At 66.0% G+C, this 20,549-nt stretch carries 17 protein-coding genes; 4 read left to right on the top strand and 13 right to left on the bottom strand.

The annotated features are described in order from the left end of the window. The first annotated feature begins 64 nt into the window (after positions 1-64). The 4 genes from radA to PKA57_RS13230 all read left to right on the top strand — a co-directional run bounded on the left by radA (position 65) and on the right by PKA57_RS13230 (position 4,524). On the top strand, positions 65-1,480 hold the full coding sequence (radA, locus tag PKA57_RS13245; protein ID WP_324301320.1) for a DNA repair protein RadA: 1,416 nt from the start codon (positions 65-67) through the stop codon (positions 1,478-1,480). 29 nt (positions 1,481-1,509) lie between these two features. Further along, entirely contained in the window at positions 1,510-2,211 is a 702-nt protein-coding gene (locus PKA57_RS13240) for a CvpA family protein (protein WP_324301318.1), read from the top strand. Positions 2,212-2,359: 148 nt separating this feature from the next. Continuing rightward, positions 2,360-3,793 (top strand): amidophosphoribosyltransferase, encoded by a 1,434-nt coding sequence (purF, locus tag PKA57_RS13235; RefSeq protein ID WP_324301316.1) that lies wholly within the window; start codon positions 2,360-2,362, stop codon positions 3,791-3,793. 11 nt (positions 3,794-3,804) lie between these two features. Continuing rightward, positions 3,805-4,524, top strand: a complete 720-nt coding sequence (locus PKA57_RS13230; protein WP_324301314.1) for an SDR family NAD(P)-dependent oxidoreductase — start codon at positions 3,805-3,807, stop codon at positions 4,522-4,524. A gap of 69 nt (positions 4,525-4,593) precedes the next feature. On the opposite strand, the gene der is transcribed toward PKA57_RS13230, so the two are convergent. The 13 genes from der to PKA57_RS13165 form a co-directional block, all read right to left on the bottom strand. Beyond that, positions 4,594-6,006 carry a ribosome biogenesis GTPase Der gene (der, locus tag PKA57_RS13225; protein WP_324301312.1) on the bottom strand — a complete coding sequence of 471 codons (1,413 nt, stop codon included), beginning with the start codon at positions 6,004-6,006 and terminating at the stop codon, positions 4,594-4,596. Positions 6,007-6,048: 42 nt separating this feature from the next. Continuing rightward, entirely contained in the window at positions 6,049-7,425 is a 1,377-nt protein-coding gene (locus PKA57_RS13220) for a PQQ-binding-like beta-propeller repeat protein (RefSeq protein WP_324301310.1), read from the bottom strand. A 5-nt stretch (positions 7,426-7,430) separates the two neighbouring features. Next, positions 7,431-8,174: a tetratricopeptide repeat protein gene (locus PKA57_RS13215; RefSeq protein ID WP_324301308.1), complete on the bottom strand. Its 744-nt coding sequence runs from the start codon at positions 8,172-8,174 to the stop codon at positions 7,431-7,433. 162 nt (positions 8,175-8,336) lie between these two features. After that, entirely contained in the window at positions 8,337-9,161 is an 825-nt protein-coding gene (gene panB, locus PKA57_RS13210) for a 3-methyl-2-oxobutanoate hydroxymethyltransferase (RefSeq protein ID WP_324301306.1), read from the bottom strand. Positions 9,162-9,327: 166 nt separating this feature from the next. Further along, positions 9,328-10,131, bottom strand: a complete 804-nt coding sequence (locus PKA57_RS13205) for a hypothetical protein (RefSeq protein ID WP_324301304.1) — start codon at positions 10,129-10,131, stop codon at positions 9,328-9,330. Beyond that, entirely contained in the window at positions 10,128-10,691 is a 564-nt protein-coding gene (locus tag PKA57_RS13200; protein WP_324301302.1) for a tetratricopeptide repeat protein, read from the bottom strand. The genes PKA57_RS13205 and PKA57_RS13200 overlap by 4 nt, the downstream gene beginning before the upstream one ends. A gap of 97 nt (positions 10,692-10,788) precedes the next feature. Further along, on the bottom strand, positions 10,789-13,155 hold the full coding sequence (locus PKA57_RS13195) for a plasma-membrane proton-efflux P-type ATPase (protein ID WP_324301300.1): 2,367 nt from the start codon (positions 13,153-13,155) through the stop codon (positions 10,789-10,791). Positions 13,156-13,326: 171 nt separating this feature from the next. Then, on the bottom strand, positions 13,327-14,874 hold the full coding sequence (gene guaA / locus PKA57_RS13190; RefSeq protein ID WP_324301298.1) for a glutamine-hydrolyzing GMP synthase: 1,548 nt from the start codon (positions 14,872-14,874) through the stop codon (positions 13,327-13,329). 7 nt (positions 14,875-14,881) lie between these two features. After that, on the bottom strand, positions 14,882-15,391 hold the full coding sequence (locus PKA57_RS13185) for a tetratricopeptide repeat protein (protein ID WP_324301296.1): 510 nt from the start codon (positions 15,389-15,391) through the stop codon (positions 14,882-14,884). Between the two features lie 86 nt (positions 15,392-15,477). Then, a complete protein-coding gene (locus PKA57_RS13180; protein ID WP_324301294.1) occupies positions 15,478-16,776 on the bottom strand; it encodes an RsmB/NOP family class I SAM-dependent RNA methyltransferase in 1,299 nt (432 codons plus the stop codon). Between the two features lie 17 nt (positions 16,777-16,793). Then, positions 16,794-18,257: an IMP dehydrogenase gene (guaB, locus tag PKA57_RS13175; RefSeq protein WP_324301292.1), complete on the bottom strand. Its 1,464-nt coding sequence runs from the start codon at positions 18,255-18,257 to the stop codon at positions 16,794-16,796. Positions 18,258-18,433: 176 nt separating this feature from the next. After that, entirely contained in the window at positions 18,434-19,159 is a 726-nt protein-coding gene (locus PKA57_RS13170; RefSeq protein WP_324301290.1) for an RlmE family RNA methyltransferase, read from the bottom strand. Then, positions 19,156-20,514, bottom strand: coding sequence for a Ppx/GppA phosphatase family protein (locus tag PKA57_RS13165; protein ID WP_324301333.1), 1,359 nt, complete (start codon positions 20,512-20,514; stop codon positions 19,156-19,158). The genes PKA57_RS13170 and PKA57_RS13165 overlap by 4 nt, the downstream gene beginning before the upstream one ends. Positions 20,515-20,549: the final 35 nt, after the last annotated feature.

Genomic DNA, 20,549 nt, shown 5'->3' with positions numbered 1-20,549 from the left:
CGCCGCCGGGCAAGCCGCGCCCGGCCAAGCTGATGGCGGCAACCGCCGCCAAACGGGAGTACGCATGGCCCGCGCCTCGCGCATCTTCGTCTGCCAGGCCTGCGGCGCGGTGACACCGCGCTGGGCGGGACGGTGCGAATCCTGCGGCGAATGGAACACCATCGTCGAGGAAGCGGCCGAAAGCTCCGGCGTCGGCGGCGGCCCGCAAAAGGGCGCGCGCGGCAAGGGGCGGCAGATCGAACTTGTCTCGCTTGCGGGCGAAACGGCCGATCCGCCGCGGCTCGTCACCGGCGTCGCCGAATTCGACCGCGTCTGCGGCGGCGGGCTCGTGCCGGGCTCGGCGCTGCTGGTGGGCGGCGATCCCGGCATCGGCAAGTCGACGCTTCTGCTTCAGGCTATGGCCGCGCTCGGGCGCAATGGCGCCGATGTCGTCTATATCTCGGGCGAAGAGGCGATCGCGCAGGTCCGCATGCGGGCGCGGCGCCTCGGCCTTGCGGATGCGCCCGTCCGGCTCGGCGCGGAGACGAACCTCAAGGACATTCTCTCGACGCTCGACGGCGCGAAGGCGCCGGCCGCCGTCGTCATCGACTCGATCCAGACCATGTGGACGGATGCGCTCGAATCCGCGCCCGGCACGGTGGCGCAGGTGCGCGCCACGGCGCAGGACCTCGTGCGCTTCGCCAAGCGGCATGGCACGGCGATCATTCTCGTCGGTCATGTGACGAAGGACGGGCAGATCGCGGGCCCGCGCGTCGTCGAGCACATGGTCGATTGCGTTCTCTATTTCGAGGGCGAGCGGGGACACCAGTTCCGTATCCTGCGCGCTGTGAAGAACCGCTTCGGACCGGCTAACGAAATCGGCGTCTTCGAAATGGGCGAGATGGGCCTCGCCGAAGTGCCGAACCCCTCCGCCCTCTTTCTCGGCGAGCGCGACGGCGAGACGAGCGGAAGCGCGGTCTTCGCTGGCATCGAGGGCACGCGGCCGGTGCTCGTCGAGATCCAGGCGCTCGTCGCGCAAAGCTCGCTCGGCACCCCGCGCCGCGCTGTGGTGGGCTGGGATACGGGACGGCTCTCCATGGTGCTTGCCGTGCTCGATGCGCGCTGCGGGCTGAGCCTTGCCGGACAGGACGTCTATCTCAATGTCGCGGGCGGCCTGCGAATCAACGAGCCCGCAGCCGATCTTGCCGTCGCAGGCGCGCTTGTTTCCTCCATTACCGGCGCCGCCCTGCCGCCCGATTGCGTCATATTCGGCGAAATCAGCCTTTCAGGCGCGGTCCGCCCCGTGAACCAGATGGAAGCGCGGCTGAAAGAGGCCGAAAAGCTCGGCTTCCGCCGTGCTATCCTGCCCGCCTCGGCATCGCGCCAAAAACCCTCCAGCGGTCTTGAAATGACCGAAATTTCCGACCTTGCCGGGCTCGTCGCGCATCTTGCGGCGGGAAGCTCCGGTCGGCCCCGCGAGCGCAGGGGCGGCGAATTGTGATAGGGTAAATGTCTCAAGGAGGGACATAGGTGACGCTATTCGACGGCATCGTCCTGGCGGTTCTTTTCATATCGAGCGTGCTCGCGCTTCTGCGCGGCTTCACCAATGAGGTTCTCTCGATCCTCGCCTGGGTGGTCGGGGCGCTCGCTGCGCTCTGGCTCTTTCCATATGCGACGCCCTTCTTCCGCGGCATGATCTCGCCGGGCTGGCTTGCCGCCGTCGTCGCCGCGCTGGCGATCTTCATCGGGGGATATGTGCTCGTGGCGGCCTTCACCATGCGCTGGGCCGACCATCTTCTCGCCCTGCACGATCAGGCCGAAATGCTCGACCGCACCCTCGGCTTCCTGTTCGGGCTCGTCCGCGGGCTCTTGATCGTGACCGTCGCCTACCTATTTTTCGCATGGCTGGTGCCGAACCCGGCCGACCAGCCGGACTGGATCAGGAATGCGAGGCTGCGGCCGCTGGTCGAATCCTCGGCATCGACGCTGTTCACGCTGGCGCCGACAGTGCCTAAATCCGCGCCCGCGCCGAAGAACGAAAGCCGCGCGAAGCCCGCGCCGAGCACAGCCGCGCCGCCCCGGGCAGTTGCGCCCGCGCCCGATAAGCGCTATCCCGCAGCCAGCGCGCCCGCGGCAGCCGACGGCAAATCGGGCGCTGACAGCGCGCAGGACGACGGCTATAACCCCTCCGAGCGGAGGGGGCTCGACAGGCTTTTCGAGAGCACAGAGTGACCGGACCCCTTTGGGAGCGCATCGGATGCATGAACAGTTATCCTTTTCCTTTCCGAATGTGGCCCAAACCGTGACCCGAACCTCCATCGCCGCATCGGAAAAACATACCCTCGGCGAGCGCCCGACCTGCATTACGGACGAAGAACTCATGGGTGACACGCTGCGCGAAGAGTGCGGCGTGTTCGGCGTTTTCGGGCACCCGGATGCGGCCGCGCTGACGGCGCTCGGGCTTCACGCCCTCCAGCATCGCGGACAGGAAGCGGCGGGCATCGTCAGCTTCGATGGCGAGCATTTTCATTCGGAGCGCCGCCTCGGCCTTGTCGGCGACCACTTTTCCAGCGGCACGGTCATGGAACGCCTCATGGGCGACATCGCCATCGGCCATGTGCGCTATTCGACCGCGGGTGGAACGATCCTGCGCAATGTGCAGCCGCTCTTCGCCGATCTCTGGGGCGGCGGTTTCGCCATCGCGCATAATGGCAACCTGACCAACGCCATCACACTGCGCAACGAACTCGTCCGCGCGGGCGCGATCTTCCAGTCCACCTCCGATACCGAGACGATCCTTCAGCTCATCGCCCGCAGCCAGAGCCCGCGCGTCATGGAGCGCTTCGTCGATGCGCTGCGCCAGATCGAAGGCGCCTATGCGCTCGTCGCGCTGACGCCGAAGAAACTCATCGGTGCCCGCGATCCGCTCGGCATCCGCCCGCTCATTCTCGGCGAGCTCAACGGCGCCCCCATTCTCTGCTCGGAGACAGTCGCCCTCGACATCATCGGCGCGGAATTCGTGCGCGAGATCGAGCCCGGCGAGATCGTCGTCTGCACGCGCGAGGGCATCGAGTCGATCCGCCCCTTCCCGCCCCAGCGCCCGCGCCCCTGCGTCTTCGAATATATCTACTTCGCCCGGCCCGACAGCATCGTGGCGGGACGCAGCGTCTACAATGTGCGCAAGCAGCTCGGCCGCGAGCTGGCGAGGGAAAGCGCCACCGAAGCCGATGTCGTGATCCCGGTTCCCGATTCAGGCGTGCCCGCCGCGCTCGGCTTCGCGGAGGCGTCGGGCATCCCCTTCGAGCTTGGCATCATCCGCAATCACTATGTCGGCCGCACCTTCATCGAGCCGACGCAGCAGATCCGCCAGCTCGGCGTGAAGCTCAAGCACAATGCCAACCGCGCCATCGTCGAGGGCAAGCGGATCATTCTGGTGGACGACTCGGTCGTGCGCGGCACGACATCGGTCAAGATCGTGAAGATGATGTATGAGGCCGGCGCGCGCGAGGTACACATGCGGATCGCGAGCCCGCCCATCACGCATCCCGATTTCTACGGCATCGACACGCCGGAGCGCGAGCAGCTTCTCGCTGCGAGATACGACCTCGAAGGCATGCGCGACTATATCGGCGTGGACAGCCTCGCCTTCATTTCTGTCGATGGCCTCTATCGCGCACTCGGCTACACGCATCGCGATCAGGAACATCCGCAGTTCACGGATCATTGTTTCACGGGCGACTATCCGACGCCCCTCACCGACAAAGTCGGCGAACAACGCACGCGGCAATTGTCGCTGCTCGCCGAAATCGCCTGAAAGAAGAGAGTATGAGCGGACGGCTTAAGGACCGCCTCGCGGTCATCACCGGCGCATCGCGCGGCATCGGGCGCGCGGTCGCGCTCGGATTTGCGGCGGAAGGCGCGCATGTCATCCTCGTTGCACGCACGGTCGGCGGGCTCGAGGAAGTCGATGACGAGATCCGCAAGGTCGGCGGCAAGGCGACGCTTGTTCCGCTCGACCTGACCGATTTCGACGCCATCGACCGGCTCGGCGCGACGATTTACGAGCGCTGGGGCAAGCTCGACATTCTCGTCGGCAATGCTGGCACGCTCGGCGTGCTGACGCCGGTGAGCCATCTCGAAGTGAAGGCGTGGGACAAGCTCGTCGCGACGAACATCACGTCGAACTGGCGGCTCATGCGCTCTTTCGAGCCCCTGCTCAAGCGCTCGGATGCGGGCCGCGCCATCTTCGTGACCTCCGGTTCCGCGCACAAGGCCAAGCCCTTCTGGGGCGGCTACGCCATGAGCAAGGCAGCGCTCGAGGCGCTTGCCAAAACCTGGGCGGCGGAATGCGCGAACACGAACCTGCGCATCAATCTGCTGAGCCCCGGCCCGGTGCGCACGGCCATGCGCAAGCAGGCCATGCCGGGCGAGGATCCCTCGACGCTTACGAAGCCGGCCGATCTCGTGCCGCTTTTCATCGAGCTTGCCCTTCCCTCCTGCACACGGAACGGCGAGATCGTCGAATATCAGAAGACGAAGGCATAGAGCGGCGGGCCGTTCGCGGCCCCAAGCGCAGGAATGACAAGACAGAATAAGCCGGGCTTTTCGCCCGGCTTATTTCTTTTCCGCGAAGGGGTTTCTGCGTGCCCGCATGAAAAGGCGGATGGGCACGGCGGGAAGGCCGAATGTCTCGCGCAGCGAATTGATGAGGTAGCGGCGATAGGCCGTCGGCACTTCCTCGGCCCGGCTCGAAAAGACGGCGAAGGTCGGCGGTCGGCTCTTCACCTGCGAGATATATTTGAGATTGATGGCGCGTCCCTTGACCGCCGGCGGCGGGTGGCGCGAAATCGCCTCCTCCAGCCAGCGATTGAGACGCGCCGTCGAGACGCGCGCGTTCCAGATCGTATGAACGCGCTCGATCTCCGGCATCAGCTTGTCGAGGCCGCGCCCCGTCAGCGCCGACAGGGTGACGATGGGTATGCCGCGCACCTGCGGCAGCAGGCGCTCCAGCTCTTCCTTCAGCTCACGGAGCTTTGCCTGCGGATCCTCGACCGCGTCCCACTTGTTGACGACGATCAGCATCGCGCGGCCTTCCTGCTCGACGAGATCGACGATATGGAGGTCCTGCCGCTCGAAGGGAATGCTGGCATCGAGCGTGACGGCGACGACTTCGGCAAAGCGGATGGCGCGCAGCGTATCCGCTACGGAAAGCTTTTCAAGCTTCTCCGTGACGCGGGAGCGGCGGCGCATGCCGGCCGTGTCCCAGAGCTTCACGCGGCGGCCGCGCCATTCCCACTCGATGCCGATAGCGTCGCGGGTGATGCCGGCCTCGGGCCCGGTCAACATGCGGTCTTCGCCGAGAAGCTGGTTCACCAGCGTCGATTTGCCGACATTCGGACGGCCGACGACGGCGATGCGAAGCGGCGCCTCGAGGTCGGGCTCGTAAGGCGCCTCGGGATCGAAGCGGCTGGCGGCCTCATCGTCGGCGGCGAGCGCGTCCTCGACAGCACGTTCGCGCTCCTCCTCGGCGATGCTGTCCGCATAGGGCTGGATCGCCTCATAAAGCGTCGCAAGCCCTTCGCCATGTTCGGCCGAGAGCGGAATGGGCGCGCCCAGGCCAAGCTCGAAGGCTTCCATGCGCCCCGCCTCGCCCGCCCCGCCCTCGCATTTGTTCGCGACAAGGATGACAGGCGTCGGCGACTTCCGGAGGATCTGGGCAAAGCGCTTGTCGAGCGGCGTGACGCCCGCGCGCGCATCCATGAGCAGGAGGCAGACATCGGCCTCGGCGATCGCCGCATCGGTCTGACGGCGCATCCGCGCTTCGAGGCTGTCGCCCGTTGCCTCCTCAAGCCCCGCCGTGTCGATCACGGTGAAGGTCAGGTCGCCGAGACGGCCCTCTCCTTCGCGCCGGTCGCGCGTGACGCCGGGCGTATCGTCGACAAGAGCGAGCTTCTTGCCGACGAGCCGATTGAAAAGAGTGGACTTGCCCACATTGGGCCGCCCCACAATGGCAACCTTGAATGACACGGCCTGCGGCCCTTTTTATGCGACCGGACGCGCGATTGCGGCTTAGCGCAGCGCGACCAGATCGGCGTCGTCGGTCAGAATATAGACCGTACCGTTGGCGACGATGGGCGCGATGAGCGTCTTGCCCGGAAGCTCGACCTGTCCCTTGATCTCGCCGGTATAGGGCGAGAGCGACACGGCCTTGCCAGTGGTCGAGACGAGCACGAGGCGGTCGCTCACAAGGATCGGCCCGCTCCACTCGATCGGTCCTTCCTTGTCCTCCGGGTCCTCATAGCGATCGAGCTTCGTCAGCCAGTGAATTCGCCCGTCGCGGCGCGAGATGGCGATGACTTCCTGATCGGTCGAGACGACGAAAACATATTCGCCCGCCACCCAGGGCGTCTGCACGCCGGCAATATCTCTCGTCCAGACGCGCTCGCCGGTTCTCAGATCGATCGAAACCATGCGGCCCGAATGGCTGATGGCGAAGACGCGATCACGATCGATGACAGGCCTGCCGGCAATGTCATTGAGTTCGGAGAGCGAGGTGAGATTGCCGGTGCGGGTGAGCGAATCCGACCAGAGCACGGCGCCGTTCTCGACGCGGAGCGCGAAGAGTTCGCCCGAGGAATAGGGAACGATGACGATGGAGCCCGCAACGGCGGGGCTCGTCGCCGCGAGAATGCCCGCGCTCTCCGTGATGCCGCGATGGCGCCACAGGATCTGGCCGTTCTCTTCGGCGAAGCAGATGAGCTGGTTATCGGAGGTCACCGCGAAAACGCGGCCGCCATTGGCCGTGGGCGAGGCGCGGAAGGGAACGCCCGCATCGGCCGTCCAGAGGACGGCGCCGGTCGCCGGGTTCAGCGCATGCACCTTGCCGAAGCCCGTCGCGGCAAAGAGCTTGCCGTTGTCGTAAGCGACGCCGCCGCCGCGCGCCTTGTAGGAATCCTGATCCTCGGGCGTGACGTCCTGCTTCCAGAGCTGCTTGCCCGACTTCGCATCGAAGGCGCGGATGGTCGCGCGCGAGTCGAGCACGAAGACCTTGCCATCCGCGACAATCGGCGTGGCGACGAGACGGGCCGCGCGGGTCGAACCGGAACCGGCGCTGACGCTCCAGGCCCTGTCGAGCTTGCCCGGCGCCTCAAGGTGATACATGGCGTTGTCCGCCGTGCCGCCCGGCTGCGTCCACTCGCTGTTCTCGTAAGCCTGCGGCAGCTCGATCTGCGTTTCCTTCGCTTCCGGATCGACCTCGAGCTTTGTCTCGAGCTCCATCACGGAGAGCCGCTTGCCCGGAAGCTTTGGCTTCTGCGCGGAGGAGAACATGTCGCCCACGGTATCGCAGCCGGCGAGGCCCAGAGCCGCGATGGCGACAAGCGCAAAGCCGGCCGTCCTGAACACCGCCCGAAGGCCCGAAGGTTTCACATCCACACCCATCGCCATCCGGGTCACTCCGCCTTCGGGTTCGCGGCCGCGTCGGCGGGCGCTGCGTTGCTGGTTTCAGCCTTGGCACCGGCCGCATCCGGCTTCGCCGCCGGGCGCGGCAGATGCGGCGCAATAACGGCCTGCATCACATGCGCGCGGTCGCGCAGACCGGCCGAGGCCTCGCTGTCGCCGACGATGGCGTCGAAATAGGCGCCCGCCTCCGCGAATTTGCCGGCCTTCCATGCCGCAAGGCCGAGGATCTCGCGCGCATTGTTGCGCCAGGCATTGCCCGCCACATCGACCGAGCCCAGCCGCGCCTTCATGTCCTCATAGTTCGACTGATCGAGAAGCAGCAGCGCGGCCTTGACCCGCGCCATGTCGCGGAACACGTCCGGCGCGGACGATCTCGCGGCAAGGGCGTCATAGACGGCCACGGCGCCCTTCGTATCGCCCGCATCGACGAGCAGCCCCGCCTGACGCAACCGGGCAAGCGCCGCATAGCCCGAGGGCGCGCGCTCCGCGAACTCGCCGAAGGCGGCCGCGGCTTCAGCCGGCTTCTCCCCCTCGGCCTTGGTGACCAGTTCGCTATAGGTTGCGGAGGCTGCCGCGTTCTTCGATCGCTCCCATGCCCGCCAGCCGACGATGGCGGCCGCCACGAGGACGATGCCGACGGCGAGGCCGACCAGGTAGATGCCGTATTTTTCCCAGAGCTTGTTGAGCTGGTCGCGGCGAATGTCTTCTTCGATTTCACGGAAGAGATCGGTCAAGAGCGCACTCCAAGGGATGACCAGGATAGCGCAGGAAAGCGTTGCGCCCCATCGGGGCGCGGCGACCTCCCCCGCACCTGCTCAGGCAGGCCGCGTAAAATAGCCCGCGCGCCCGGAGATGGCAAACGCCAACCGGCAGGAAAACAGCGCAAACGCCTGTTCTTATTTTACTTTTTTCATGCCGTAGGTGTTCTCGACCGCGGGGAAGGTCCGAGCCCGCACCTCGCGGGCATAGGCCTCCGCTGCGCCGGCGATCTGGGCGCCGAGAGTCGCGAACTCCTTGACGAATTTCGGCGGCTTGGGCGAGAGGCCCAGCATGTCCTCGAGAACGAGGATCTGCCCGTCACAGGCGGGCGAGGCACCGATGCCGATGGTCGGAATGTCGATCTCGCTCGTGATCTTCGCGGCGAGCGGCTCCGCCATGCCTTCGAGCACGACGGCGAAGGCGCCGGCCTCCGCGACCGCGGCCGCGTCTTCCTCGATCGCGCCCCACTCTTCCTCGACGCGGCCTTGGGTCTTGAAGCCGCCCATGACCTGGATCGACTGCGGCGTCAGGCCGATATGCGCGACGACGGGAATGCCGCGCTCGATCAGATAGCGGATCGTCGGCGCGAGCCGCTTGCCGCCTTCGAGCTTCACAGCCGTGCAGCCCGTTTCCTTGATGATGCGGACTGCATTGCGGAACGCCACTTCCGGGCTTTCCTCATAGCTGCCGAAGGGCATGTCGACGACGACGAGCGCCCGATCCGTGCCGCGCACGACGGCCGCGCCATGAGCGATCATCATGTCGAGGGTGACGCCCAGCGTCGTCTCCATGCCGTACATGACCATGCCGAGCGAGTCGCCAACGAGGATCATGTCGACATAGGGGTCGATATAGCGCGCCGTATGCGCGTGATAGGAGGTCAGGCTGACGATGGGGTCGCCGCCCTTGCGCGCACGAATTTCCGGAACGGTGATGCGCTTGATCTTCGCCTGTACCGACATGTCGGATCATCCTTGCTCATGGGCCTCGCGCCACATATGGGAACGAGTGCCGGGAATATCGAGGCGGCCGGACGCCGCAGCGAAAAGAGCTTACAAAGCAAGCTCTTAGGTACCCACTGGCACCGTTCCTGATCCTTGCGAGCCGGACCTTAGCGGAGAGAAAGCGCTAATTCAACGGTGCATCGGGGCCTTCAAGATCGAAGGCGAGCGTTCCCGGCGGGCCGATGAGTTCCCGATAGGCGATGGAGATGACCGCGACGTTGACGATCATGAAGAAGACGCCGACCAGCGCCCCGAGAACGAGGAGGATGACGCCCGGCAGCCCGAGCGCGAGGACGAGGCTCGCGCCGGCGAAGATGACGAGCACGAGCGGCAGGCTGGCCAATATCACGAGCGAGAGAAGACGCCAGAAATTGCCGCGCGTGCGCTCGAGAATGAGGCGCGCATTGATCGGCTCATCGACCGCGACGGCGGGCAAAAGAAGCAGCAGGCGGACGAAATAGTAGAGGCCGACCATCAGCACGATGAGGCCGAGAAAGCCAAGAAGCGATGCCGATGTGCCGAGAGACGGATCGTTGAGCGCCGCCGTCATCGACGCGATGAGAATGCCCGGCAGCGCGAGCAGGCTCAGGAAAATCGAAACGACGAGGAAGCGCGCCTCGCGCCTGCCGAAATGCAGATGAAAGCGGCCGGGCGTCGCATCGCCTACGAGAATGAAGCGGTGCCAGGCGACTGCGATGATCGGCCAGAGAAAGAACACCGCAAGATCGCAGAGAAGACGCAGGCCGGGATTGGCCTCACTGTCCAGCGCGCCCGATACGAGCGCGACGGCGATATAGAGCAGGCCCGGAAGCCAGATCAGCCGGACCATTTCGCCAAAATGGGTCCAGCCGCCCTGATAGGCTTCGCGCGTAATGGCGAAGACATCGAGCTTTCGCGGATCCGCAGGATGATCCATCAGATCGATCATCGCATCCCTCCCCCCTGCTGCGCCTGCTTCGCCCGCTTGGCATCGAGCGCTAGAATGTGATCCTGATAGTCGCGATTGGCGGGATCGAGCGACAGCGCCTGCATGTAGTCGCGGCGCGCGGAATCGAACCGGCTCTGCGCTTCATAGACCGCGCCGCGCACGAAATAGGAGGCCGCGCGCTTCCCGTCGAGCTTCACGGCCTTGTTGGCGTCGTCCAGAGCGCGATCGAGCTCGCCAATGTCGCGCAGCGCGTTCGCCCGGTTGGCATAGATCATCCCATCATTGGGCGCGTGCTTCAGCGCCATGCTGTAATCGACGATGGAGCGGCGCGGCTGGCCGAGATTGCGAAGTGCGACGCCGCGATTGATGAAGGCGGCGACGAGGTCTTCCTTGGGGAGCTTGCCGGACTCGATCGCCCTGCTGCAGTAGTCGACGGCCGCCTTGTCGTTGCCCGTGCTGAACTGCTCATAGCAGAGGGTGTTGTCGTCGATCGCATCCGCATGTGCGGCGACCGGCGACAGGCCAATCATGACAAGACTGAAAAAAACGAAACGCTTCATCCGGCTCCTCCGATGGAACGGATGAAGGGTAGCGTTGTTCGGCCCCGGAGGGAACGGGGGCGACGCTCGCCGGCCTCTTCAAGTCCCGGGCCAAATGTCACTTCACCGCCAGGCGGCGAAATATCCGGACCTTCAGGTGGTCGAGGATGAAGAGATACACGGCGACCACCAGCAGCAGCGGCACGATCAGCCTGAGGCTGACCGGCGCCATGAGGATGCCCGTCGCGGCCATCGCGGTCACAACCACAAGGTCGGCCAGCGAACTTGCGACCAGCCACCGGCTGGGTCGGGATCGCCAGAACGGGCCGCGTTCGCGCACCAGATAGACATTGCCCTGTCCGGTTGCCACGAGCATGACGAAAACCAGCGTCTGCAATTCGGCGAGCTTCAGCCCGAGCACATCGCGGCCGACGAAGAAAACCGCGAAGGAGAGGATCAGCACCAGTCCCGCAAGGAGACTGCCGATCAGCATCAGCGTGCGCACATCCCACCTGTCCGGGCGCTGCGAGTAGCCGACATGGTCGGTCGCTATGGACATCGTCACGAGATCGTTGGTGAACAGCATAAGCACGATCAGCAGCGGCGTGATCACAAAGCTGTTCGTGATGATGACGCCGACGGTCAGGAAGATCGCGACCTCCAGCGTCTTCATGATCTTGTTGATCGTGTAGGTGAGCATCCGCTGATAGATCCGCCGGCTGATCTGGACCGTGGTCAGCGCGTCCACGAGGCCGGGTGAAGTGAGCACGACGCCCGCAGCCGCGCGGGCGACATCGGTGGCGCTCGACACGGCGATGCCCACATCGGCCTGCTTGAGCGCGGGCGCGTCATTGACGCCGTCGCCTGTCATTCCCACGACATGGCCGGCCTTCTGAAGAAGCCGGATCAGCCTGATCTTGTGTTCCGGAAAGACGCGGGCATAGACGCCATAGTCAAGCGCGTGCCCGCCATCGATATGGTCGAGCGCATCGGCGGGCGCCAGCGCCCCATCGATGCCGATGCGCCCGGTAATGGCCCGCGCGGTGGCGCCATTGTCGCCGGTCACCATCACCACGCGAATACCGAGATCCTTGAGACCCTTCACCAGTGCCGCTGAGTCGGCACGCGGCGGATCTTCGAGCGCGATCAGGCCGGAGAGGCGCAAGCTCGCGCGGCTGCCGCCATGCGCGACTGCAAGGACGCGGGCTCCCGACGCCGCCAGACCGTCGGCCGCCTCCACGACCTCAGGCCCCGCGCCGATCAACGCGGCGACGGCCTGCGGAGCGCCTTTCACGACCCAGAGCTCGCCGTCAGCCTGCCGGTAGCAGCCGAGCGAGTAGCGGGTCGCCGGGTCGAACGGAACGAAGCTGATCCGGGGCGGCAGGCCGGTGCGCGCGCCGCGCTCGTCCGCCGCGGTCAGGATGGCCAGATCGATCGGGTCCTGCGTCGCCGGATCACAGGCAAGCGCCGCGAACTTCAGCAGATCCTCGTCCGAAGTCGCGGCCACGCGCTGCGTCTCGGTCAGTTTCAGCCGGTTCTCGGTCAGCGTACCGGTCTTGTCCGTACACAGAACATCCATTCCCGCCGCCTCTTCGATTGCGGAGAGACGGGTAAGCAGCACCCCGGACCGCGCCAGCTCCGCCGCGCCGAGGGCGGTCGCCAGAGTGAAGGTCGCCGGAAGCGCGACGGGGACAGACGCCACCAGCAGGATCAGGGCGAAGGGCAGCACGTCACGGAGCGGAAGATCGGCCCAGGCGGCATAGACCAGCAGGGCAGCGATCAGCATGGCGTCGATGGCAATGAGAACTCGGACGATCTTGAAGATCGTCACCGCCAGATGGCTCGTCGAACGCGCCGTCCGCACCAGTTCGGCCGTCTTGCCGAAATAGGTCCGCTGGCCGGTGGCCGTGACCTCGCCTGTGGCTTCACCGCGCCGGACCACCGAAGCGGCATAGGCCATAGCGCCCGCGCCTGCCTCGATAGCCACGGATTCGCCCGTCAGCGCGGACTGGTCGAGCAGGACCTCGCCCTCGACGATCCGGACGTCGGCTGGCGAGAGATCGCCCATGCGCAGATGGACCACGTCGCCGGGAACGAGGTCCGCCGAGGCCGTGGTACGCCAGACCCCGTCACGAAGCACGCGAGCCGTGGCCGTCAGCCGATGGCGCAGAAGCTCGAGCGCCTTGCCCGCACGGCCTTCCTCGAAAAAGCTGATGCCTGCGTTGACGATGAGAAGCGCTGCGATGACCGCCGCTTCTCCGCCCCTCCCCAGCAACACCTGAAGCAGAATGGTCGCTTCGAGCATCCATGGGATCGGTCCCCAGAATTTGCCCAGAAGCGTGACCAGCGGGTGACTCCGCTGCTCGGGGATTTCGTTTGGCCCGAATTGTTCGAGGCGACGCTGCGCCTCTGCCCCCGTCAGGCCGGGCGGAGTCAGGCCCGGCGAACCCTGGCCCTGCTGCGCGTCGCGCGAAACCTGATCCATGCTTTGCGGCCACCGCCGCGACCAAACCAAAACCGGCGCGGATGGCGCCAGAAGGCGTCGTACCGCGCATGGCGATCAGGGCCCGGCCGAAGCTCACTGTTGATTCCGTAGAACCGTGAACTTCAGCCCTTCAGCATCGCCTTGCATTGATATGGATCAATGGCGCCGCCCTCACTCCCACTCGATCGTTCCCGGCGGCTTCGAGGTCACGTCGTAGACGACGCGGTTGATGCCGCGCACCTCGTTGATGATCCGTGTCGAGACGTGGCTGAGGAAGTCGTGGCTGAACGGGTAGTAATCCGCCGTCATGCCATCGGTCGATGTCACGGCGCGGAGCGCGCAGACATAGTCATAGGTGCGCTCGTCGCCCATCACGCCGACCGTGCGGACAGGAAGCAGCACGGCAAAGGCCTGCCAGATTTCATTATAGAGGCCGGCGCGGCGGATCTCGTCCAGATAGACCGTGTCGGCCTTGCGGAGAATGTCGAGCTTTTCGCGCGTGATCTCGCCCGGCACGCGGATGGCGAGGCCGGGTCCGGGGAACGGGTGGCGGCCGACGAATTCCTCCGGCAGGCCAAGCTCGCGGCCAAGCACGCGCACCTCATCCTTGAAGAGTTCGCGCAAGGGCTCCACGAGCTTCATGTTCATGCGCTCGGGCAGACCGCCGACATTGTGATGACTCTTGATCGTGACGGACGGCCCGCCGATGAAGGACACGCTTTCGATGACGTCGGGATAGAGCGTGCCCTGCGCCAGGAAGGAGGCGCCGCCGATCTTCTTCGCTTCCGCCTCGAAGACGTCGATGAAGGTCGCGCCGATGATCTTGCGCTTGCGTTCGGGATCGCTCACGCCATCGAGCTTGGAGAGAAAGAGATCGCTCGCATCCACATGCACGAGCGGAATGTTGTAGTGGTGGCGGAAGAGGTTCACCACCTGCTCGGCCTCGCCGGCCCGCATGAGGCCCGTATCGACGAAGACGCATTGGAGCTGGTCGCCGATCGCCTCGTGCAGAAGCACGGCGACGACGGAGGAATCGACGCCGCCCGAAAGGCCGCAGATCACCTTGCCGTCGCCGACCTGCGCACGGATCTTGGCGATCTCGGTTTCGCGGAAGGCGGCCATGGTCCAGTCGCCAGTGCAGCCGCAAATCCGGTGCGTGAAGTTGCGCAGCATGTCGCGGCCGCGCGGCGTGTGCGCGACTTCGGGATGGAACTGCACGCCGTAGAAGCGCCGCTTCTCGTCGGCAATGGCGGCAAAGGGCGCGTTGCGGCTCACCGCCACGACCTTGAAGCCCGGTGGGATCTCGATGACCCGGTCGCCATGGCTCATCCAGACCGGTTCCTGCTCATCGACGGTGAGAAGCCCCTCGAAGAGCGCGCAATCCTCGGTGACGCTGATGACGGCGCGGCCGAATTCGCGGTGGTCGGAGCTTTCGACCTTGCCGCCGAGCTGGGCGCACATGGTCTGCTCGCCATAGCAGATGCCGAGCACCGGGACTCCGCAGGTGAAGACCCAGTCATCCGCGCGCGGCGAGCCGATGCCGGTCGTGCTGGCGGGACCGCCCGAAAGGATGATGCCCTTCGGTCTGAAGCTCTCCAGAAGCCCTTGCGTCTTGTTGAAAGGGACGATCTCGCAATAGACGCCGCTTTCGCGAATGCGCCGGGCGATGAGCTGGGTGACCTGGCTGCCGAAATCAATGATGAGGATACGATCGGTCATGGTCCGTCTAGGGATGGTTTTGCGGAGTGGGTGCCGGTATAGGCGATTGGCTGGCAGCGGCCGCATTCGATCCGGCCTCGAGCGCGCGAGAAAGTTCCTTCGTCTGTTCGCAGGCCGGACAGGCCACGGAGAGTATGCGCAGCCTGTCGCGCGCCTCGTCCGCCTTTCCATCGGCGAGATCGAGGCGGCCCGCGCCAAGCAGGGCGTCGGGTTCCGTCGGCTCGACCTCGAGCGCGAAGTGGAAATATTTGCGCGCCGTGGCCGCCTCGCCCTTCGCCGCGTAAAGAAGTCCGAGCCTGCTCAGCGCATGGGCGTTTGCGGGGTCGGCCACGATGGCTTCCTCGAAGAGGCGCCGGGCGCGCGCCGTGTCTCCGGCAGCGCTGGCGGCTACACCCTTGCTTGCGAGTGAAATGGAGGCCCTCTGCATCTCCGCGTTCACGGCATGCGCGCTCGCGGGCGCCGAGAAAGCGAGCAGAAGCGCCATCATACAAGCGTGGCGGAGGGAAGCGGCCGTCATCCGTGGGGGCCTCGCGGGAAACCTTCGCCCGGTAGACCATCCCTGCCCCGTGGCGTCAAGCCCGCAGCACTGTCCCCTCCACCGCTTCATCGGCGCCGCTCCATGACCGCGATGAAGAAGCCGTCGGTCCCCGTCGAGGCGGGCGAGAGGCGCAGCGCCGCACCTTCGGCGGCGGGCGGCCGCGGGAGATTCTCGGGCCAGAAGTCCGCCCATGGCAGCGCCGTGAAATCGGGATGCGAGGCGAGAAAGCCCGCGACCTGATCCTCGTTCTCGCTAGGCAGCAGTGAACAGGTGACATAGACGAGACGCCCGCCCGGCCGGACGAGCGCCGCCCCGCGCGCAAGCACCTCGCGCTGCGTCGCCCTGTAGCTTTCGAGGAGTTCGGGGGTGAGGCGCCAGCGGGCATCGGGGCTGCGGCGCCAGGCGCCAGAGCCGCTGCAGGGCGCATCGACAAGCACGCAATCGGCGCGACCCGCGAGATCGGAAAATTCGGCATCGGGCCCGGCCGGGATTGCGAGCGGGCTGATGAAGCGCGTCTGCACATTGCGCGCGCCTGCGCGCTGGGCACGCGGCATGAGCTTGCCGAGGCGACGGCGATCCGTATCGCAGGCATGGATCTGGCCACGATTGGCCATGAGGCTTGCAAGGGCGAGCGACTTGCCCCCGCCGCCCGCGCAGAGATCGACGATCTGCTCGCCGGGCCTGGCGCCGGTCAAAAGGCAGGCAAGCTGCGAGCCTTCGTCCTGCACCTCGATGAGCCCGTCGCGAAAGGCGCGGAGGCCCGGAATATTGGCACGGCTCAGAAGACGCAGGCCCCAGGGCGAATGGGGCGTCGGTTCCGTCTCGACATTTTCGGCGGCGAGCGCCTCGCGCGCCTCATCGCGGCCGGTCTTCAGCAGGTTGACGCGGAGGTCGGTCGGCGCGCGCTCCATGAGGGCCGCCATTTCGCGCTCGAGGCTCGCGCCATAAGCGCGCTCGAATTCGGCGTGCAGCCATTCGGGATAGTTGAGGCGCAAATGAGCGGGCGCATCGCTTGCGGGAAGCGCTGCCGCGCGCAAGGCGGCTGCCTCCTCCGGCCCGAGCACCGCGGGAGCGTGGCGCGCGCCATCGGCGAGCGCCATGGCGTGCGCGGGCCCCGCCCCTTCGACAAGTGAAATTGCGGCGAGCGCGAGCAGGCGCGGGCTCTCGCCCCCGACCGCCTCGACGAGCGCCGCGCGGTGCCGCAGCACGCTGTAAACGAGTTCGCTCACAGCCGCCCGGTCCTTCGAGCCGGCGAAACGGCTCTTGCGGGCCCACGCGTCGAAGACGCGATCCGCCGGATGCCTCGTCTCGTCGATGGCGGAAAGAATATCGATCGCCGCCTGCAGGCGGGCCCCGGGGGTCATGTCCTGGCCGTCAAATACTAGCTGCCGGTGCCGGGATAGTTCGGCGCCTCGCGGGTGATCTTCACGTCATGGACATGGCTCTCGCGGAGCGAGGCCGAGGAGATTCGCACGAACTTAGCGCGCTCCTGGAAGTCCTTGATCGTGGCCGAGCCCGTATAGCCCATGGCGGCGCGCAGGCCGCCCACGAGCTGGTGCACGACATTGCCGACCGGGCCCTTGTAAGGCACTTGCCCTTCAACACCTTCCGGGACGAGCTTCAGCGAATCCTTCACATCCTGCTGGAAGTAGCGATCCGCCGAGCCGAGCGCCATGGCGCCCACCGAGCCCATGCCGCGATAGGCCTTGTAGCTGCGGCCCTGATAGAGGAAGACCTCGCCGGGGCTTTCATCGGTGCCGGCGAAGAGCGAGCCGATCATGGCGCATTCGGCGCCGGCCGCGATCGCCTTGGCGAGATCGCCGGAATATTTGATGCCGCCATCCGCGATGACGGGCGTGTCGAACTTGCGCGCCACCTCGACGGCATCGAGGATCGCGGTGAGCTGCGGCACGCCGATGCCGGCCACCACGCGGGTCGTGCAAATCGAGCCCGGCCCGATGCCGACCTTGATCGCATCGGCGCCCGCATCGATGAGCGCCCTCGCCCCGTCGCCGGTCGCGATATTGCCCGCCACCACCTGGGTGACGTTGGAGAGCTTCTTGATGCGCTCGACGGCCTCCGAGACGCGCTGCGAGTGGCCATGTGCGGTATCCACGATGATGACGTCGGCGCCCGCCGCGATCAGCGCCTCGGAGCGGGCGAAGCCCTCGTCGCCCACCGTCGTCGCGGCCGCGACGCGCAGCCGGCCTTGGTCGTCCTTGGTCGCGTTCGGGTGCAGATGGGCCTTCTCGATGTCCTTGACCGTGATGAGGCCGATGCAGCGATAGGCATCGTCCACCACCAGCAGCTTTTCGATGCGGTGCTTGTGGAGGAGCCGCTTGGCCTCCTCCTGGCTGACGCCGTCCTTCACCGTGACGAGATTGTCCTTCGTCATCAGATTGCGGACGGGTTCACGCAGGTTCGAGGCGAATCGGACATCGCGATTGGTGAGGACGCCCGCGAGCTTCCCCGAATGCTCGACGACGGGAATGCCCGTAATGCCGTGCTGCTGCATCAGCGCGAGCGCCTCGGCCAGCGTCGCATCCGGCTCGATCGTGATGGGGTTCACGACCATGCCCGATTCGAACTTCTTGACCATGCGGACCTGTTCGGCCTGTTCCTCGGGCGACATGTTTCGATGGAGAACGCCGATGCCGCCGACCTGCGCCATGGCGATGGCGAGGCGACCTTCGGTCACGGTGTCCATGGCGGCGGAGATGAGCGGAATGCCGAGGGATACGGAGCGTGTGAGCCGCGTTCGCGTATCGGCCTGACTTGGCAGTATGGTGGAGGCCGCTGGCAGCAGGAGAACGTCGTCGAACGTCAATGCTTCGCGGATATCCAAGCCAACCTCCTGTCCCGAATGCCGGGAGCCTTACCGTGTGTTGGCGCTGGCTTCTACCACCCTTGTTCGCAATTGCAAAGGAAGATTGAAATCAGCCCGCTCATTCCTCTTCCTGCCGCCCCTCGTCGCAGGACAGTGGCTAGCGAGCCATGCCTGCCACAGGCCGACGAGCAAGCTCAGGTAGACTCTTCGCTTCTTTTCCGAAAGCCTTGAGCCAGAACATACATTTCCGCTGAATCGGCGCGGCTGGCCTTGGGCTTCACATGCCGCACGGTGTGAAAGTGCTGCTTGAGGAAGTTCAGAAGATCGTTCTCCGTTCCGCCACGCAACACCTTGGCGCAGAAGGTACCGTTCTCGCTCAGCACCTCGGTTGCGAACTGCGCCGCCGCCTCGCAAAGCGCCATGATCTTCAGATGATCGGTCTGGCGGTGCCCCGTCGCATGCGCGGCCATGTCGGAAAGAACGACATCCGCTTCTCCGCCAAGCACCTCCTTCACCTTATCGTCAGCGCCGTCCGACAGAAAATCGAGCTTCATGATGGTGGCGCCCGGCATGGGTTCCATGTCGAGAATATCGACGCCGATGACGCGACCCTGCCGCTCGCCACGGCCGTGAATCGACTTCACGCGCTCGACCGCGATCTGGCACCAGCCGCCCGGCGCCGCGCCGAGATCGACCACGCGCGCCCCCGGCTTCAGGAAGTGGAACTTGTCGTCGAGCTCGGAGAGCTTGTAGGCCGCGCGGGAGCGATAGCCTTCTCTCTTGGCGGCGTGCACATAGGGGTCGTTCAACTGGCGCTCGAGCCAGAGCGTCGATGACAGCGACCGCTTCTTCGCCGTCTTCACACGCACCTTGAGCGTCCTGCCCATCGGGCCGCTGGCGGATTTCTTCTTTTCTGTCATGTAGTTGCCACAGCCTGCTCGTGTTTTACCTTCGCTCCCCCGCGCGAGCGCCGGCGCCGTCGCCTGCCGCGCGCCGCATCGGCATCCATCAGCGAAAGGAGGATGCCCTCCCTCAATCCCCGGTCGGCCACGCGGAGCCGTTCGGCGGGCCAGGCCCGCGAGATCGCCTCGAAGATCGCGCAGCCCGCGAGCACGAGATCGGCGCGCTCGCGGCCGACGCAAGGATGGGCGGCGCGATCCTCATACTTCATGGTGAGGAGGTTGCGGGTCACACGATGGACATCGCCCGGCGTGATCCAGACACCGTCCACCCGGTTGCGGTCGTAGCGCGGAAGTCCGAGATGAACGCCCGCGATGGTCGTCACCGTGCCCGACGTGCCGAGGAGATGAAAGCCGCCCAGCGGATCGACCCCGTCCTCGCGGAGGGCATTCAGCCGCTCCATGAAGGGCGCGATGCGCGCGCTCACCTCGTCCACCATCAGGTCGTAGATGGGCCCCGGCACATCGATTCCCCCATGGCGTTCGGCCAGCGTGACGACGCCGCAGGGAAGCGAGGTCCAATCCTCGATGCGCGGGCGATGGCGGCCGACACCGGCACCGTTGCGGCCCCCCGTTCCCATATTCACCCAGATGAGTTCCGTCGAACCGCCGCCTATATCGAAGACCAGCGCCGAAGTGCAGGCACGGTCGAGAAGCGGTGCGCAGCCGGCGACGGCGAGCCGCGCCTCGTCCTCGGTCGAGACGATTTCGAGGGAGAGGCCCGTTTCCCGCTTCACCCGTTCGATGAAGTCGGCGCCATTGCCGGCAATACGGCAGGCCTGCGTCGCGATCAGCCGCGAGCGGGTGACGCCGCGCCGCGCCATCTTGTCGGCACAGACACGAAGCGCCTCGACGGCGCGGTCCATCGCTTCATCGCCGAGGCGGCCGGCCGACGAAAGCCCTTCGCCAAGGCGCACGATGCGGGAAAACGCATCGACGACGCGGAAGCCGTCGCGGCTGCGCCTCGCAATGAGCAGACGGCAATTATTGGTGCCGAGATCGAGCGCGCCGTAAACCGGGCCGTCATCGCCCGGCGCGTGGCGGGACGGACGGTTGCCCTGCCCGCGCGGACGCGCAGCGCCTGTGGCCGTGTTGGATGACGGAGATGCCTGCTGATCCGCGCGCTTGCCGCGCCCACGCGAGCGGCGGCGTTTGCGTGCCTTGCGGCTCACAGGCTGGGAAGCGCCATTATCGGCAGCCGGGGACGGATCGGCGCCCCGCTCACGGGCGGATTGCGGCGCGGTTTCCGACGGACCGGCCTGGGCGGTCGAAGGCGAGCCCGCCCTCTCATCGCCCCTGTCACCTTCTGGGTGCACGGTCGACCAGACCCGGGAAGCAGCGAGCGTCTCGA

Source organism: Parvibaculum sp., from assembly GCF_035325945.1.
In the GTDB taxonomy this organism is placed as follows: domain Bacteria; phylum Pseudomonadota; class Alphaproteobacteria; order Parvibaculales; family Parvibaculaceae; genus Parvibaculum.
Note: the sequence above shows the minus strand (reverse complement) of the source record. Positions and strands in the feature narration are given on the sequence as shown.